This window comes from Streptomyces sp. NPDC042002, assembly GCF_055588305.1.
On record NZ_JBVJCT010000048.1, the window covers coordinates 1 to 17,175 of the forward strand.

A 17,175-nucleotide genomic window follows, 5' to 3' on the forward strand; every position below is an offset into this window, starting at 1 on the left:
GGCATGAAGCCCTGCACGGCGGCCAGGATCGCGTAGTCACCGCAACCGGGGCACCAGCGCACCTCCTGATCGGACTTGAAGTCCTTCATGGACTGTCTGGCCTCGGCCTTGGGGACGAGAGAAAGCGCCTCGATCGTGCCCGAGCCTTCCGCTGACGTGTCAGCCATCGATGGCCTCCTTGAGAGCCGCGGCGAGCTGCTCAGCCTTGAACGGCATGCCGTTGACCTGGTTGTACGAGTGAGCGTCCACCAGATACCTCGCCCGGACGAGGGTGGCGAGCTGACCGAGGTTCATCTCGGGGATCACCACCTTGTCGTAACGCTTCAGCACCGCGCCCAGATTCCGCGGGAAGGGGTTGAGATGACGCAGATGGGCCTGCGCGATGTGCTCCCCGGCGGTGCGCAGCCGGCGGACCGCCGCGGTGATCGGCCCGTAGGTCGAACCCCAGCCCAGGACAAGGGTGTTGGCCGCCGTCTCGGTGCCCGCCGTGGGGTCGTCGACGTCGAGGTCGGGGACGTCGATACCGTCGATCTTGGCCTGGCGGGTGCGGACCATGAAGTCGTGGTTGGCGGGGTCGTAGGAGATGTTGCCACTGCCGTCCTGCTTCTCGATACCGCCGATCCGGTGTTCCAGGCCGGGAGTTCCCGGGATGGCCCAGGGGCGGGCGAGCGTCTGCGGGTCGCGCTTGTAGGGCCAGAAGACCTCGGTGCCGTCGTCCAGGGTGTGGTTGGGGCCCTGGGCGAACTGCACGCGCAGATCAGGGAGTTCGTCGGTCTCCGGGACGCGCCAGGGCTCGGAGCCGTTGGCCAGGTAGCCGTCGGAGAGCAGCAGGACGGGCGTCCGGTACGTCAGCGCGATCCGGGCCGCCTCGATCGCCGCGTCGAAACAGTCGGCCGGGGTGCGAGGGGCGACGATCGGCACCGGCGCCTCGCCGTTGCGCCCGTACATCGCCTGGAGCAGGTCGGCCTGCTCGGTCTTGGTCGGCAGGCCGGTCGACGGGCCGCCACGCTGGATGTCGATGACGAGCAGGGGCAGTTCGAGGGAGACGGCGAGCCCGATCGTCTCCGACTTCAGCGCCACACCGGGACCGGAGGTGGTCGTCACGCCCAGCGAGCCGCCGAAGGCCGCGCCCAGTGCGGCACCGATGCCCGCGATCTCGTCCTCGGCCTGGAAGGTGCGCACCCCGAAGTTCTTGTGCCGGCTCAGCTCGTGCAGGATGTCGGAGGCCGGGGTGATGGGGTACGAGCCCAGGTAGAGCGGCAGATCGGCCTGCCGGGAGGCGGCGATCAGGCCGTACGACAGGGCGAGGTTCCCGGAGATGTTGCGGTAGGTGCCGGTCGGGAAGGCCTTCGAGGCCGGCGCGACCTCGTAGGAGACGGCGAAGTCCTCGGTCGTCTCGCCGAAGTTCCAACCCGCCCTGAACGCGGCGAGGTTGGCGGCCGCGATGTCGGGCTTCTTGGCGAACTTGGTCCGCAGGAACTTCTCGGTGCCCTCGGTCGGCCGGTGGTACATCCACGACAACAGGCCCAGCGCGAACATGTTCTTGGAGCGCTCGGCCTCCTTGCGGGAGAGCTCGAACTCCTTGAGCGCCTCGACGGTCATCGTCGTGAGCGGGACGGGATGGACGTTGTAGCCGTCCAGCGAGCCGTCCTCCAGCGGGTTGGTCGCGTAGCCGACCTTCTGCATCGCCCGTTTGGTGAACTCGTCCGTGTTGACGATGATCTCGGCGCCGCGCGGCACATCGGCGATGTTCGCCTTCAGGGCGGCCGGGTTCATGGCCACGAGGACGTTGGGCGCGTCGCCCGGCGTGAGGATGTCGTGGTCGGCGAAGTGCAGTTGGAACGACGAAACGCCCGGCAGGGTGCCTGCGGGCGCGCGGATCTCGGCGGGGAAGTTCGGCAGGGTCGAGAGGTCGTTGCCGAAGGAGGCGGTTTCCGATGTGAAGCGGTCGCCGGCGAGTTGCATACCGTCACCGGAGTCCCCCGCGAACCGGATGATGACCCGGTCGAGCCGGCGGACGTCCTTCGCCCCCGGCGGTTTGCGCTGCTCGCCTACGACGGCTTCGTCGGCCTGTTCCGTTGGGCTGCTGACCTTGCTCGTCACTGAACTGGACCTCCTTTGAGGCGGCTGTCCGGGAGTGGCCCTTCCCGCAGACCCTTCCTTTTCCAACCCTACGTCGGTAAGGGTCGCCTTCCTTGGGCCATTCGCATGATGGACGCAGTTTTGAGACCCCTGACAACCTGACTTGTCATGATTTTTTCCCGCCCCCGGGTCCTTTCCTCGAACGACGCTCCCCGCTCACGCTTTGGTTCTGCTCGACAACTGACAGACTGTCAGTTCGTCATGAGTTCAGGTACGTGAGGACGGCCAGAACACGCCGGTGATCCCCGTCACTTTGTGACAGGCCGAGTTTCTGGAAGATGTTGCTGACGTGCTTCTCGACGGCACCGTCGCTGACCACCAGCTGACGGGCGACGGCGGAGTTCGTCCGGCCCTCGGCCATGAGCCCGAGAACCTCCCGCTCCCTCGGCGTCAGCCCGGCCAGCACGTCCTGCTTGCGGCTGCGGCCGAGGAGCTGAGCCACGACCTCCGGGTCCAGCGCGGTACCCCCCTGGGCCACCCGCACCACCGCGTCCACGAACTCACGCACCTCGGCGACCCGGTCCTTGAGCAGATAGCCGACACCGTGACTCGAACCGGCCAGCAGTTCGGTGGCGTAGCGCTCCTCCACGTACTGCGACAGCACGAGCACACCGAGTCCCGGATGGGCCTTGCGCAGCTGCACGGCCGCCCGCACGCCCTCGTCGGTGTGCGTCGGCGGCATCCGTACGTCCGCGACCACGACGTCCGGCAGCGCGTCCTGCGCCGCGAACTCGGTGATGGTCTTGATCAGCGCTTCGCCGTCCCCGACCCCCGCCACGACGTCGAGCCCGCGGTCGGTCAACAACCGGGTCAGGCCCTCCCTGAGCAGCACTGAATCCTCGGCGATGACGACCCGCACCCTGTCCTCCACGATTGCTCGGCCCCCCAGAGCCCACCCCGGCCCGCCCCCGGCTCCGCCGGGTTCGTGCCCGCTCGTACGACAGACCCCAGCATTCCAGCATTCGGACCGGGGCGCGCCCGAGTGACGTGAATCGCGAGGTGAACACCGGGGTGAGTGTCGCGAGATGAACACCGTGGGGGAACGGGCGCCCGGTTACCCCACCGGGAGGTGGGCGCCGGTGGGGTCGCCCGGGCATTCCGGTGCCCCACCGGGGTGGCCCCGGTGGGGCACCGGCGGTGCCGGGTGTCTCAGGCCCGCCAGGGCAGCTCCGCCGTGATCCGGGTGGGTCCGGCGACCGGCGAGTCCACCACCAGGATTCCGTCCACCGCGTCGAGCCGCTCCGCGAGCCCCGCGAGACCCGATCCGTCGGAGGCGTCGGCCCCGCCGACCCCGTTGTCGCCGACCTGGATCATCAGCCGGTTCTCGACGCGCCACACATCCACGGTCGCCCGGGTCGCACGGGAGTGCTTGCTGATGTTCTGCAGCAGCTCGGAGACGGTGAAGTAGGCGATCCCCTCGATCGCGGGCGCCGGCCGCGCCGGCAGATCAACCTCCACCTGCACCGGCACCGTGCACCGCGAGGCCACCGCGGACAGCGCCGCGTCGAGCCCGCGGTCGGTCAGCACCGCCGGATGGATACCGCGCGCGAGGTCCCGCAGCTCCTGAAGCGCCGTCTTGACCTCGCCGTGCGCCTCGTCCACCATCCGCGCCGCGGCCTCGGGGTCCTCGGCCAGCTTCTCCTTGGCGAGCCCCAGGTCCATCGCCAGGGCGACGAGCCGGGCCTGCGCCCCGTCGTGCAGATCGCGCTCGATACGGCGCAGATCGGCGGCGGCCGCGTCGACCACGACTCCCCGGTCGGACTCCAGCTCCCCCACGCGCGTGGCCAGCCGCGAGGGGCCGAGCAGCCCGTGCACCATCAGCCGGTCCACGCTCGTCAGCGCCCGCACGATCCACGGGGTCGCCATCGTGAAGAGCAGCCCCACCAGCGCGGTCACCGTGATCTCGAACGGGTTGTCCAGATACACCGAGTGCGACCCGTCGCCGTACAGCTGGAGTCCGCCCTGCCCGCCGTACATCGGGAAGACCCAGAACCACAGCGGATACGTCAGCAGTGCCCACCCGTACGTCCAGAAGCTCAGGGTCACGGCGAAGGAGAACACCGACCACGGGAACTGGACCACCGCGTACAGCAGGTGCCGCCACGACGTGCCGCTCTTGAGCACGGCGCCCATCCACGCCATCGCGCCGTGCTTCCTCATCCTCAGCGGCTCGGGCTCGGCCACCTCGACACCGAGCAGTCCGCGCGCACGCGCCCGCTCCAGCGAACCGAAGCCGCGGCAGCCGGCCAGCGCGGCGGCGAGCACCGGGATGCCCAGGAAGGTGATCAGCAGGCCCGCGCCGAGCGAGACCATCGTGACGGCGAACGTGAACATGATGATCCCGAGCGGCAGGCCCAGCATCACATAGCCGAACTCGCGCCAGCTGCGGGCCTCGATCGGCGCCCGCAGCGGGGCCGGAAGGCGGTGCCGCCGCTCACCGGCACCCGCCTCGTCGAATCCGGGCCCGCTCCGGTGCCCGTATCCGTGTCCGTACTCCGTGGCCATCGGTCCGTCCGTTCTCTCGTCTCGCCCTGCGCCTCGACCGTCTTGTCCCGCGCCCCGACTCGTTGCGCGCGTCGGCTGCTCCCTCAAGCCTGCCGCTCGGGACGCCGGCCGGACATGGAGCGGATCGGCGTCTTGAACGGGGGGTTTTCCCTACCTACCTCACTCCGCACCCACCTCGCTCCGCGAACCCGGGCGGGGGCTTCTGCCCGGAAGTCTCCGCGCGGAGCCGACAGCCGGAGGTCTCCAGTCGGAGGTCTCCATCGAGTGAACCGGGCGCGCGGCCCCGCCCTCGTTCCTTCGCGGCCTCCTGCCCCCTGACGACGAAATCGCTTACTGCGCGGGCTCGTCCTGGCGTCCCCGCCACGGGAGTTCGGCCGTGATGACCGTCGGGCCGCCCACCGGCGAGTCGACGACGAACAGGCCGTCCACCGCGCCGAGCCGGTCCGCGAGCCCCGCCATACCCGTACCGCCGTCGAGGCCGGCCCCGCCGCGGCCGTCGTCCCGGACCTGGATGAGCAGGCGCTCGTCCGTCCGCCAGACGTCGACGGACGCGGACCTCGCCCCGCTGTGCTTGCTGACGTTCTGGAGCAGCTCGGAGACGGTGAAGTACGCGATGCCCTCGATCGCGGCGGCCGGCCGTGTGTCCAGTTCGGCGGTCACCTTCACGGGCACGGTGCACCGCGAGGCGATCGAGGACAGGGCGGCGTCCAGACCCCGGTCGGTGAGGACCGCCGGGTGGATACCGCGGGCCAGATCCCGCAGTTCCTGAAGGGCGAGCTTCACCTCGCCGTGCGCCTCGTCGACCATCGACGCCGCGGCGTCCGGGTCCTCCAGCAGCTTCTCCTTCGCCAGGCCGAGACCCATCGCGAGATTGACGAGCCGGGCCTGCGCCCCGTCGTGCAGATCGCGCTCGATACGGCGCAGATCGGCGGCGGCCGTGTCGACCACGACCCCGCGGTCCGACTCCAGTTCGGCGATGCGCCGCTCCAACTCGTCGGAGGGCGACAGCAACCCGCGCACCATCGCCCGGTCCACGTTCGTCAGCCCCCGCGCGATGAACGGCAGCAACGGCCACAGCACGAACAGCGACACGAGCGTCACCGCGAAGGTGACGATGCCCCAGGGCAGCCGTATGAAGTCGTACAGCACCGCCCGCCAGCCCACCGGGTCCTTCAGGCTCGACCACAACCAGCCGAAGAAGCCGGTCCGGCGCACCGGCAACGGGCTCGGCTCGTCGATCCGCAGCCCCAACAGCCGCCGCGCCCGCGCCCGCTCCGCCTTGCCCAGTTGCCGCGAACCCCGCAGCCCGGCCGCGAGCAGCGGCAGTCCTACGACCGTCACCGCGAGCCCCGCGCCCGTGGCGAGCATCGTCACCACGAACACGAATCCGATGATCGAGGCCGGCAGGTTCGCCAGGAGATGGGCGATCTCCAGCCAGGTCTGCCGGCCGAGGGCGGGTCTCGCGGCGGGCAGCCGGTCACCGTCGGACGGTTCGTCCGGCGGACTGGTGGGCGTGATGCGTTCGGTCATATCCGCTAGCCTGCCCGGCGGCGCGCCGCCGCGCCATGAGGTGGGCCGCCGCGATGCACTGGGGAAAACCCCACCCCCAGAGGTGAGGACCGACGTGCCGACAAGCCGGCACGGGATACGAAGGCGAGCCGGCACCGGATGTGACGACGGGGTGCCGCCGGGACGCGTTCACACCGTGAGACGTGAACGCGTCACCGGTGGCCGAGGGATGGTCGAGGCGTGACGGGCTGCTTACGCTCTCTTTAGCAGGCCCTAGACTCCCGTCCGTACAGATCGTCGAACATGGCGCATCACAGAGTGCGCGACGGCGCACGACGGGGCGCAACGAGGTCAGGGAGTGAGGGGCTGACGTGCCGGAACCGACCGTTGTCACGGCGACCGGAACCGTCGTCGCGGCGGACTACTTCCGGTCCTACTCGGTCGTCGGGCTGCTCGCCGTCGTGGGCGTGCTGTTCGTCGCCGTCGCCTTCGGGGCCGGCCGCCTGCTGCGGCCCGTGGTCCCGACCCCCGAGAAACTCCTGACGTACGAGTGCGGCGTCGACCCCGTCGGCGAGGGCTGGGCCCACACCCAGGTCCGCTACTACATGTACGCCTTCCTCTACGTCATCTTCGCCGTCGACTCGATCTTCCTCTTCCCCTGGGCCACGGTCTTCGCCGCTCCCGGCTACGGCGCCGCGACGCTCGTAGAGATGTTCATCTTCCTCGGCTTCCTGGCCGTGGGCCTGCTGTACGCATACAAGAAGGGCGTCCTGACATGGACGTGACCCCCTCCGCCCCGGAACAGCCGGTGCCGCTGCCCGAGCCGAAGCGGCTCGGCGCGCTCGCCCGCCTCGCCCCCGAGCCCATGAAGGTGGTCCTGAACTGGGGCCGCCGCTACTCGCTCTGGGTCTTCAACTTCGGCCTCGCCTGCTGCGCGATCGAGTTCATCGCCGCGTCGATGGCCCGCCACGACTTCATCCGCCTCGGCGTGATCCCGTTCGCGCCGGGCCCCCGCCAGGCCGACCTGATGGTCGTGTCGGGCACGGTCACGGACAAGATGGCGCCCGCCGTCAAGCGCCTGTACGAGCAGATGCCCGAGCCGAAGTACGTCATCTCCTTCGGCGCCTGCTCCAACTGCGGCGGCCCGTACTGGGACTCCTACTCCGTCACCAAGGGCGTCGACCAGATCATCCCCGTCGACGTCTACGTCCCCGGGTGCCCGCCCCGCCCCGAGGCTCTGCTCCAGGGCATCCTCAAGCTCCAGGAGAAGATCGCCCGGGAATCGCTGGGGGAGCGCTACGGGTCCGACGCGCCGCGCCCGTCGGCCGCCGCACTCCAGAGCGGCCTGATGAAGCCACCGGCCTCGCCCACGGAGACACCGCCCGCATCCGAGCAAGGTCCGGCCACGTCCCAGGAGGATCGGGCCGCATCCCAGGAGAGTCCGGCCGCCGCCGCCACGGAGGGTCCGGCCTCGCCCACGGACAAGCCAGCCGCATCCCAGGAGAGGGCGGTCGCCTCCGGGAGCAAATCGACCACCGCTCCGACGGATCCGACCCCTCCTCAGGCAGATCCGAGTGCTCCCGGGGCGACCTCGACCGCTCCCGGGGTGGATCCGGCCGCCCCGGGCGAGGAGGACCGATGACCGTCGGCTGGCTCCCCGGCCCCGCCGAGGAACTCTTCGGCCCCGACTCCACGGCCGAGGAGTCGTACGAGGTCCTGACGGTCGACGTACCGCCGGCCTCCTGGATCGCGGCCCTGGAAACGGCCCGCGACGCGCTCGGCTGCACCTACTTCGACTGGCTGAGCGCCGTCGACGAACCCGGTACGGGCTTTCGCGTCTCGGCCCACGTCGTGGCCCTGTCCCCGGTACGCCGCCTCCTCGTCCGTACGACCGTCCCGCACACGGCCCCGGTCCTCCCGTCGGCGGTCTCCGTGTACGCGGGAGCCGCCTGGCACGAGCGCGAGACCCACGAGATGTTCGGGGTGACGTTCGAGGGCCACCCCGGCCTCGACCCCCTGCTCCTGCCGGAGGGTTTTGAAGGCCACCCCCTCCGCAAGGACTTCGTCCTGGCCGCCCGCGTCGCCAAGGCCTGGCCCGGCGCGAAGGAACCCGGCGAGTCCGAGCACGGCGGCCCGAAGCGCCGCCAGATGCTGCCGCCCGGCGTCCCCGACCCCAACGAGTGGGGCCCCCTCAAGGGCCAGCTCCCCCCGGCTCCGTCCCGCCCGGCCCGTGGCGCGGCCCGCCCCGCAGGCGACCGCCCGGTGCGCAGGGCCCGCACGGCGGGGGACGGCTCGGCCAGCCAGACGCCCGCCGCCCCTGCCGACGCCGGCGCGACCACGGGTGCCACGGACGCGGGTGCGGCTTCCGCCGGAGCGAGTGCCGTCTCCGGCGCGGAGGTCGCGCGGCCCGCCCGCCGAGCCCGCAGCGCAAGCCAGGGCTCCGCCACCCAACGAGCCCAACAGCCGCCCCCTTCGAACCCGACGCCTGCCTCGCAACAGCCGCCCCTTTCGGACCCGACGCCGACCTCGCAACCGACGCCTGCGACGGAACCGACGGATGCCTCCGCACCGACGGGCTCCACCGAACCGACGGTTCCCTCCGAACCGACCGCTCCGGCGAGTGCCTCCCCGGCAGCCGAGCCTGACTCCGCGACGACGCCCGTCAGAAGGGCCGCCGCGCCGCGCAGCTCCGATGCTCCCTGGCACCAGGCGAAGCCCGCGTTCGACGACTCGGAACCCAAGACGGATCGGGGACCGAAGCCGCCCGGGGTGACGCCGGAGCCGAAGCCCGAGGTGACGCCGGAACCGAAGCCCGAGGCCGGGCCCGCCCCGACCCCTGAGACGAACGCCGAGCAGGATTCTGGACCCGAGCCCGGGCCGGATATCGGGCCCGCGGCGACCCCTGAGGCGAAGCCTGGGCCCGAGCCGGATTCCGGGCGTGAGTCTGAGCCCCGGCCGGAGCCGATGCCCGGGTCGGAGTCCGAGCCGGAGCCAGGACAGGAGCCGAAGGCGAAGCCCGGCCCCGATCCGAAATCCGCCGATCCGAAATCCGCCGATCCGAAATCCGCCGACTCGAACTCCGCAGACCCGGAGTCGCCCCCCACTACCGACTCGAACCCCGCCCCCGCCCCCGACGACCCCTCCGGAGGTACGCAGTGAACGACGCTCTCGACGTCGCCCTACGCCTCCTCGTCGTCTTCGTCGTGTTCCTGACCTTCCCCCTGATCGTCGGCCAGACCGAGCACAAGGTGATGGCCCACATGCAGGGCCGCCTCGGCCCGATGTACGCGGGCGGCTTCCACGGCTGGGCCCAACTCGTCGCGGACGGCGTGAAGTTCGCGCAGAAGGAAGACATCGTCCCCGCGGGCGCGGACCGGCGCATCTTCCAGCTCGCCCCCGCCGTGGCCCTCCTTCCGTACCTCCTGGTCCTCCTCGTCATCCCGATCGGCCCGGGCGAGGGCGCGGTCGGCGAGGTCGTCGACGCGGGCATCTTCTTCGTCCTCGCCGTGATGGGCGTGGGCGTCCTCGGCTCGCTCATGGCGGGCTGGGCGTCGGCCAACAAGTTCTCCCTCCTCGGCGGCCTGCGCACAGCCGCCCAGCTCCTCGCGTACGAGCTCCCGATGCTCCTGACCGCGGCCTCGGTCGCGATGGCGGCCGGCACGGTCTCGCTCCCCGGCATCGTGGACGCCTTCCAGTGGTGGTGGCTGCCCTGGCAGATCGTCGGCGCGATCGTGTTCTTCGTCGCCGGCCTCGCCGAACTCCAACGGCCCCCCTTCGACATGCCCGTCGCCGACTCCGAGATCATCTTCGGCGCGTACACCGAGTACACGGGCCTGCGTTTCGCCTTGTTCCTGCTCGCCGAATACGCCGGAATCGTCGTCCTTTGCGGCCTGACCACCGTCCTCTTCCTGGGCGGCTGGCACGGCCCCTGGGGCGCCGACGGTCTCGGCTGGGTCTGGACCCTCCTGAAGAGCGCGGTCCTCGCCTTCGTCGTCATCTGGCTCCGCGTCACCTACCCCCGCCTGCGCGAGGACCAGCTCCAGAGACTCTCCTGGACCCTCCTCGTCCCTCTGTCCCTCGCCCAGATCGCCCTCACCGGCATCGTCAAGGTGGTGATCGCGTAACCATGGCCCCCATTCCTGGCTCCGGCCTCGCCAAGGGCCTGGCCGTCACCCTCCGCACGATGACGAAGAAGACCGTCACCGCGCAGTACCCGGACGCCCAGCCCCAACTCCCGCCCCGCACCCGCGGCGTCATCGCCCTCTTCGAGGAGAACTGCACGGTCTGCATGCTGTGCGCCCGCGAGTGCCCGGACTGGTGCATCTACATCGACTCCCACAAGGAGACGGTCCCGCCCGCCGCCCCGGGTGGCCGCGAGCGCAGCCGCAACGTCCTCGACCGCTTCGCCATCGACTTCGCCCTGTGCATGTACTGCGGTATCTGCATCGAGGTCTGTCCTTTCGACGCGCTGTTCTGGACCCCGGAGTTCGAGTACGCGGAGACCGACATCCACGAACTCACCCACGAACGCGACAAGCTCCGCGAGTGGATGTGGACCGTCCCGGCCCCGCCCGCCCTCGACCCCGGCGCCGAAGAACCCAAGGAAATCGCCGCCGCCCGCAAAACCGCCGACAAACTCGCCACCGAGCAAGCAGCGCAGGCCGAGCAAACCGAGCAGGCAGCTCGGGCAGCGCAGGCCGAGCAGGCAGCCCAGACCGACCCCTCGGCCTCCGCTCCGGCCGAGCCCCCGGCCACACCCCCCTCCGGTCCGCAGGAGGGACAGTCGTGACCCTCGCAGCAGTCACGGCCACGGCGGCCCACGCGACCACCACCGCCGGACACCACGGCTTCCTCTCCCCGACCGGCATCGAGATCTCCTTCCTCCTCGTCGGCCTGCTCACCTTCGGCGCCGCGATCGTCACCGTCACCACCAAGCAGCTGGTGCACGCCGCGCTGTGGCTGGTGGTCGCCCTCGGCGGCCTCGCCGTCGAATACCTCCTGCTGACGGCCGAGTTCATCGCCTGGGTGCAGGTCCTCATCTACGTCGGTTCCGTCGTCGTCCTCCTCCTGTTCGGTCTGATGCTCACCAGGGCTCCGATCGGGCGCTCCCCGGACGCCGACTCCGGCAACCGCTGGGCAGCCCTGACCGTCGCCGGCGCCTCGGCCGGCGCCCTCGTCTGGGTCGTCGTCGACGCCTTCCGCACGACCTGGGTCGATCTCAACGGCGCCGCCGCCGGTTCCACCGAGGTGACCGGAGCGAGCCTCTTCCAGAACTGGGTCCTCCCCTTCGAAGCGCTCTCCGTCCTCCTCCTCGCCGCCCTGGTCGGCGCGATCGTCCTCTCCCGCAAGGCGAAGGCGGACGCAGCCGCGACGACCACCACCCCGCGCGTCCCCGGAAGCCGCGACGGCAAGCAAGACAAGGAAGGTGTCCGCTGATGCACCTCGCCTATCCCGCCGTGCTCGCCGCCCTCCTGTTCTGCACGGGCCTGTACGGAGTCCTCGCGCGGCGCAACGCGATCCTGGTCCTGATGTCCGTCGAGCTGATGCTCAACGCCGTCAACCTGAACCTCGTCGCGTTCGACGTCTGGCTCTCCAAGGCCGCCCGCGACACGCTGCACTCCGGCCAGGCGCTGACCCTGTTCACCATCGCCATCGCCGCCGCCGAGATCGGCATCGGCCTGGCGATCGTCCTCGCCGTGTACCGCAACGGCGGCACCTCGGACATCGACAAGCTCCGTGACACCGCCGAGGGCCACGGCCCCGACGACCCCGACAGCGACGCCCCCGCGGCCGAGAAGGCTGAGGCCACCGCGTGACCACGACCACCCTCGCCGTCCTCGTCCCCCTCCTTCCGTTCCTGGCCGCCGCCGCCGGACTTCTCCTCGGCCGCACGGCCCCGGGCTTCGTCCGCCCGCTCGCCGTCCTGCCGACCCTCGTCTCGCTCGTCCTCGCCGTGCTGGTCGCGGTGCACCAGGGCGGCGGTCAGTCCATCGACACGCACACCGAATACATCCCGACCGGCTCGGTCCCCATCGAACTGGGCCTGCACATCGACGGCTTCGCCGCCCTCGTCGCCGTACTCGTCGGCGTCGTCGCCAGCTGCGTGCAGATCTACTCGACGGGCTACCTGCGCGACGACCCGCGCTACCCCTCGTACGCCGCTCTCGTCTCCCTGTTCACCTCCGCGATGCTGCTCGTCGTCTACTCCGGCGACCTGATGGTTCTCCTCGTCGGCTGGGAGGTCATGGGCATCTGCTCGTACTTCCTGGTCGGCCACTACTGGGAGACACCCGAAGCCCGCGCCGCCTCCCTCAAGGCCTTCCTGGTCACCAAACTCGGCGACGTCCCCTTCCTCATCGGCCTGTTCGCGCTGGCCACCGACGCCGGCTCCTTCCGGATCACCACGGTCCTCGGGACCGTCGTGAGCGGCGGACTGCACCACGCGACCGTGGTCGCCCTGCTGCTCCTCGCGGGCGTGGCGGGCAAGTCGGCGCTGTTCCCGCTGCACACCTGGCTGCCCGACGCGATGGCGGGCCCCACACCCGTCTCCGCGCTGATCCACGCCGCGACGATGGTCGCCGCCGGTATCTACTTCGTCGCCCGGCTCCTCCCCGTCTTCCAGGCCTCCGCGGCCGCGATGGTCGTGCTCGCCGTCATGGCCGGTGTCACGATGGTCGGTTCGGGACTCGCGGCGCTCGCCCAGGACGACATCAAGCGGGTCCTCGCCTACTCGACGATCGGTCAGCTCGGCTACATGGCCGGTGCCCTCGCCGTCGGCGACCGCGGTGCCGCCGTCTTCCACCTCCTCGCGCACGGCGCCTTCAAGGCGCTGCTGTTCCTCGCCGCCGGCGTGATCATCCACGCCTCCGGCACCAACTCGCTGGCCGTCATGTCCCGGATGAAGGACCTGCGCACCCGCGTCCCCGACGCCTACTGGACGATGACCGTCGCACTGCTCGCGCTCGCCGCGATCCCTCCCTTCAGCGGCTTCTTCTCCAAGGAGGCCGTCCTCGGCGCCGCCGAGCGCGTCGCCACCGGTCACACCGAGCAGGCCCCCGGAGCTTCCGGCTGGATCGTCCTGGTCACGGGCCTGGTCACCGCCGTCCTCACCGCCGCGTACGCGACCCGGCTGTGGCTGCTGGCCTTCCGGGGCCACGGAACCGAGGCCCCGGACCACGGCAGGCAACCGATCACCATGACGGCCGTGCTGTGGGTGCTCGCCATCCCCTCGCTCGCGTTCGGTCTGGCCTTCGGGCCGCTGCCCGACTGGTTCGACGGCCGCGATCTGACGCCGGTCCTCACCACCTCGGTGCTCGGCACAGGACTCGCCCTGGTCGGCGGGATCGTCACCTACGGAGCCTGGCGGCACACCACCGCCCTGGCGGTCCACGTTCCGATGGGCGCGGTCGCGGCCCACCCCGGCGCCGACGCCGGACAGGTCGAGGCCGAGGCCATCGCCGGCCACGCACCCGCCTTCGGAGACGTGGCCTACGCCCCCGACCCCGCGGACCCGGGACGGCTGCTGCTCGGCCCGCTGCACCGCCACGCGGCCGTCGGCTTCCACCTCGACGCCGTGTACACCGTGCTGTTCGTCCGCCCGGTCCAGGCCGGAGCCTCGCTCGTCCGGTTCCTCGACCGAGAGGTCGTCGACACCTATGTACGCGGTGCGGGCGCACTACCCCGCTGGCTCGGCACGGCCGTACGGCGTGCGCAGACCGGCAATGTGCAGACCTATGTGAGCGCGCTGCTCGCCGGCACCGTCGTCCTGGTGGTCGCCGCCCTCCTCGTCGCCACGGGAGCGTGAGCAGGCGTGATCGATATCAGTGAATCCGTGATGCAGATTCTTCTCGCGTTGATCGTCGTCGGCCCGCTCATCGGGGCCGCCGCCACCCTTCTGCCGACCCCGCCGGGGCTGAAGGGGAAGTCGCCCGAGCAGGCGGTGCTGCGGCACGGCGTCACCGTCACGGGCGTGGTCCTCATCGCCGCGATCGTCCTCGCGCTCGGCTTCGACCGCGACCATCCGTCGAAGATGCAGGCCACGACGGACATCAGCTGGATCCCCGCACTCCACGTGCGGATCCACCTCGGCGTCGACGGCATTTCCCTCCCCCTTCTGGTCCTGACCGCGCTGCTGACCTTCCTCTGCGCGCTGTACTCCTACTTCAAGATGCCCGCGGGCCCGACCCCGAAGGCATTCGTCGTACTGCTGCTCGTCCTCGAGTCCGGCACGCTCGCGACCTTCGCCGTCCTCGATCTGCTGCTGTTCTTCCTCGCGTTCGAGACGGTCCTCATCCCGATGTACTTCCTCATCGCCCGCTGGGGCGGTGCCCAGCGCCAGGCCGCGGCCTGGAAGTTCATCCTCTACACCCTGCTCGGTTCGGTCGTCATGCTGCTCGGCCTGCTCCTGATCGGAATCAAAGCGGGCACATTCGACATGGTGGCACTCGCCACTGACAACGGCCGGTCGCTGAGTACATCCGTGCAGGTCACCGCCGTTCTGGCGATCGGGATCGGGCTCGCGGTCAAGACGCCGATGTGGCCGCTGCACAGCTGGCTGCCCGACGCCCACACCGCCGCCCCGACCGTCGGCTCGGTCCTGCTGGCCGGCGTCATGCTGAAGATGGGCACGTACGGGTTCGTCCGGATCCTGCTGCCCATCGCGCCGGACGGCTTCCGGACGTTCGCCCCCTACCTCGCCGCCTTCGCCGTGGTCGGGATCATCTACGGCTCCCTGGCCTGCCTTGCCCTCGTCAGACAGGGAGCGAAGGGCGACCTCAAGCGGCTCATCGCCTACTCCTCCGTCGGCCACATGGGCTTCGTCCTGCTCGGGATCTCGACGATGACCCCGACCGGCGTGAACGGCGCGCTGTTCGCCAACATCGCCCACGGCCTCATCACCGGCCTCCTCTTCTTCCTCGTCGGAGCGCTGAAGGACCGCACGGGCACCACCGGCCTCGACACCCTCGCCGAGGAGACGGGCGCCGCGCTGTACGGCAAGGCCCCGCGCCTCGGCGGCCTGCTGGCCTTCGCCGCGGTCGCCTCGCTCGGACTGCCGGGCCTCGCCGGGTTCTGGGGCGAGATGCTGGCGATGTTCGGCGCGTTCGAGCCCGCCGCCGGCCTCAGCCGTCCTGCTTATCTGACGTTCATGACGATCGCCGCGTTCGGCACACTGCTCACCGCCGCGTACATGCTCATCGTGGTACGCCGGGTCTGCATGGGCGAGACGCCGCAGGGGTCGCCGAAACTCGCCGACGTCCAGAACTACGAGTTCGCGGCCTGGACGCCGCTCGTCGCCCTCACCGTCGTCGCCGGTCTGTGGCCCCGGGCCCTGCTCGGCCTGACCGACCCGGCCGTACAGCAGCTCCTCGCAGGAGGCACCCGATGAGTTCCCTGGTCCAGTCCGTCGACTGGCTCGCCATCGCGCCGCCCACCCTCGCGGCGGTCGTCGGACTCGTCGTGCTCGTCACCGATCTCTTCATCGGCGACGCGAGGAAAGCCGTGCTCGGCTGGATGTCCGTGGCGGGCCTCGCCGCGTCCGCGCTGTCGCTGCTGCCCCTCCGGGACGGCGAGCGGGCCACGTTCTGCCTGACGGGCGACGCGGACACCTGCAGCTACGTGGCGGACCACTTCACCCTGGCCATCCAGCTCCTGGTTCTCGGCGGCGCGCTCCTCGTCGCCCTGCTGTCGGTCACCGCTCTGAAGGACGCCGACAGGGAACTCCCTGAAGGGGAGTACTGGTTCCTGCTGCTCTCCTCGGCCGCCGGCGCCGCCCTGCTGCCCGCCTCCCGCGACCTCGCGACCCTCATCGTCGCCCTGGAAGTCGCCTCGCTGCCCGCCTTCGCGCTCGTCGGCATCAAGCGCGGCGACAAGAAGTCATCGGAAGCGGCCCTGAAGTTCTTCCTGTCCTCCGTCACCGCGACCGCGGTGAGCCTGATGGGCGTCAGCTTCGTCTACGCGACGACCGGCACCCTCTACCTCACGCGGATCGCGGACCGGATCCAGCACGTCGACGGACAGTTCCACACCCTCGCCCAGACGGGCGTCGTCCTCACTCTCGTCGGCTTCGCCTTCAAGACGGCCGCCGTGCCCTTCCACTTCTGGGTGCCCGACACCTACGTAGGGGCGCCCCTGCCGATCGCCGCCTACCTGTCGGTCGTCGGCAAGGCGGTCGGCTTCTCCGGGCTGATCCTCGTCACCGTCATCGCCTTCCCGTCGTACGCGGACGTCTGGGGCCCTGCGCTGGCGGCGCTGGCGGCCCTCACCATGACGGTCGGGAACGTCGGCGCCCTGCGACAGCGGTCCACGCGCGCGTACAGCGCGGTACGGCTGCTCGCCTGGTCCTCCGTCGGACAGGCCGGCTACCTCCTGGTCCCGATCGCGGCCGCCGCCTACTCCAAGGACGCCGAGAAAGCCATCGGCTCCACGGTCGCGTACGCCCTCATGTACGCGGCCGTCAACCTCGGCGCCTTCGCCGTGGCCGCCCTGGTGGCCCGCCAAAGCCCCCTGAACCGCATCAGCGACTACCGGGGCCTGTACGCCGAGAGCCCCCTCTCCGCGCTGGTCCTCGGCTTCTTCCTGCTCTGCCTCGCCGGTCTGCCGCCGGGCATCATCGGCCTGTTCGCCAAGGTGACCGTCTTCTCGGCGGCCGTCGACGCGGGGCTCGGCTGGCTGGCCGTCGTCATGGCCGTCAACGTGGTGATCGCGCTCTTCTACTACCTCCAGTGGACGACGCTGCTCTTCCGCGCTCCCGAGGGCGAGCCGGGCACGCGCCGCGCACCGGTTCCGCTGACCGCGGCCATCGCCGTGACGGCCGTCCTGGGTGTCGTCCTGTCCGGGGCGCCCCAGTTGATCCTGCGCTTCTCGGAGACCGTTCTCTTCTGAAGCGTCTCTTCTGATGCGTCTCTTCTGAAGCGGTGACCGGTTTCCCGTCCCGATCCCAACGGGGTCCCGCCACCCGATCCAACCGGTTTCCCCGCCCCGTTCAAGTGGCACGCGCGCGTGCCAGACCGCCGTTCGAAT

General features: G+C 70.6%; 13 protein-coding genes and 2 pseudogenes. 10 read left to right on the forward strand and 5 right to left on the reverse strand.

The window, feature by feature from the left end:
* The 5 genes and pseudogenes from ACZ6KY_RS37820 to ACZ6KY_RS37840 all read right to left on the reverse strand — a co-directional run.
* Positions 1-167 (reverse strand): annotated as a pseudogene (locus ACZ6KY_RS37820) (2-oxoacid:ferredoxin oxidoreductase subunit beta); the annotation flags it as partial.
* Positions 160-2,103 (reverse strand): 2-oxoacid:acceptor oxidoreductase subunit alpha, encoded by a 1,944-nt coding sequence (locus ACZ6KY_RS37825; RefSeq protein WP_469314800.1) that lies wholly within the window; start codon positions 2,101-2,103, stop codon positions 160-162. The pseudogene ACZ6KY_RS37820 and the gene ACZ6KY_RS37825, both read right to left, overlap by 8 nt.
* A gap of 238 nt (positions 2,104-2,341) precedes the next feature.
* Positions 2,342-3,001 carry a LuxR C-terminal-related transcriptional regulator gene (locus ACZ6KY_RS37830; RefSeq protein WP_469314860.1) on the reverse strand — a complete coding sequence of 220 codons (660 nt, stop codon included), beginning with the start codon at positions 2,999-3,001 and terminating at the stop codon, positions 2,342-2,344.
* Positions 3,002-3,291: 290 nt separating this feature from the next.
* On the reverse strand, positions 3,292-4,647 hold the full coding sequence (locus tag ACZ6KY_RS37835) for a sensor histidine kinase (protein ID WP_469314801.1): 1,356 nt from the start codon (positions 4,645-4,647) through the stop codon (positions 3,292-3,294).
* A 330-nt stretch (positions 4,648-4,977) separates the two neighbouring features.
* Positions 4,978-6,177, reverse strand: coding sequence for a sensor histidine kinase (locus ACZ6KY_RS37840; protein WP_469314802.1), 1,200 nt, complete (start codon positions 6,175-6,177; stop codon positions 4,978-4,980).
* 350 nt (positions 6,178-6,527) lie between these two features.
* Here ACZ6KY_RS37840 and ACZ6KY_RS37845 point away from each other — a divergent pair, with 350 nt between their 5' ends.
* From ACZ6KY_RS37845 to ACZ6KY_RS37890, 10 genes and pseudogenes are all read left to right on the forward strand, one after another.
* Positions 6,528-6,941 (forward strand): NADH-quinone oxidoreductase subunit A, encoded by a 414-nt coding sequence (locus ACZ6KY_RS37845; protein ID WP_469314803.1) that lies wholly within the window; start codon positions 6,528-6,530, stop codon positions 6,939-6,941.
* Positions 6,932-7,528 (forward strand): annotated as a pseudogene (locus tag ACZ6KY_RS37850) (NADH-quinone oxidoreductase subunit B); the annotation flags it as partial. The gene ACZ6KY_RS37845 and the pseudogene ACZ6KY_RS37850, both read left to right, overlap by 10 nt.
* 266 nt (positions 7,529-7,794) lie before the next feature.
* Positions 7,795-9,315 carry an NADH-quinone oxidoreductase subunit C gene (locus tag ACZ6KY_RS37855; protein ID WP_469314804.1) on the forward strand — a complete coding sequence of 507 codons (1,521 nt, stop codon included), beginning with the start codon at positions 7,795-7,797 and terminating at the stop codon, positions 9,313-9,315.
* Complete coding sequence (locus ACZ6KY_RS37860) at positions 9,312-10,280, forward strand: complex I subunit 1/NuoH family protein (protein WP_469314805.1); 969 nt, start codon at positions 9,312-9,314, stop codon at positions 10,278-10,280. Before ACZ6KY_RS37855 ends, ACZ6KY_RS37860 begins: the two co-directional genes overlap by 4 nt.
* 2 nt (positions 10,281-10,282) lie before the next feature.
* Entirely contained in the window at positions 10,283-10,945 is a 663-nt protein-coding gene (locus tag ACZ6KY_RS37865) for a NuoI/complex I 23 kDa subunit family protein (RefSeq protein WP_469314806.1), read from the forward strand.
* A complete protein-coding gene (locus ACZ6KY_RS37870; protein WP_469314807.1) occupies positions 10,942-11,592 on the forward strand; it encodes an NADH-quinone oxidoreductase subunit J family protein in 651 nt (216 codons plus the stop codon). The genes ACZ6KY_RS37865 and ACZ6KY_RS37870 overlap by 4 nt, the downstream gene beginning before the upstream one ends.
* Complete coding sequence (gene nuoK, locus ACZ6KY_RS37875) at positions 11,592-11,972, forward strand: NADH-quinone oxidoreductase subunit NuoK (RefSeq protein WP_389284135.1); 381 nt, start codon at positions 11,592-11,594, stop codon at positions 11,970-11,972. The genes ACZ6KY_RS37870 and nuoK overlap by 1 nt, the downstream gene beginning before the upstream one ends.
* A complete protein-coding gene (locus tag ACZ6KY_RS37880; protein WP_469314808.1) occupies positions 11,969-13,960 on the forward strand; it encodes an NADH-quinone oxidoreductase subunit 5 family protein in 1,992 nt (663 codons plus the stop codon). The genes nuoK and ACZ6KY_RS37880 overlap by 4 nt, the downstream gene beginning before the upstream one ends.
* Before the next feature lie 6 nt (positions 13,961-13,966).
* The gene (locus ACZ6KY_RS37885; protein WP_469314809.1) at positions 13,967-15,541 is read left to right on the forward strand and encodes a complex I subunit 4 family protein; all 1,575 of its coding nucleotides are present in this window, start codon (positions 13,967-13,969) and stop codon (positions 15,539-15,541) included.
* Positions 15,538-17,037, forward strand: coding sequence for an NADH-quinone oxidoreductase subunit N (locus ACZ6KY_RS37890; protein ID WP_469314810.1), 1,500 nt, complete (start codon positions 15,538-15,540; stop codon positions 17,035-17,037). The genes ACZ6KY_RS37885 and ACZ6KY_RS37890 overlap by 4 nt, the downstream gene beginning before the upstream one ends.
* Positions 17,038-17,175: the final 138 nt, after the last annotated feature.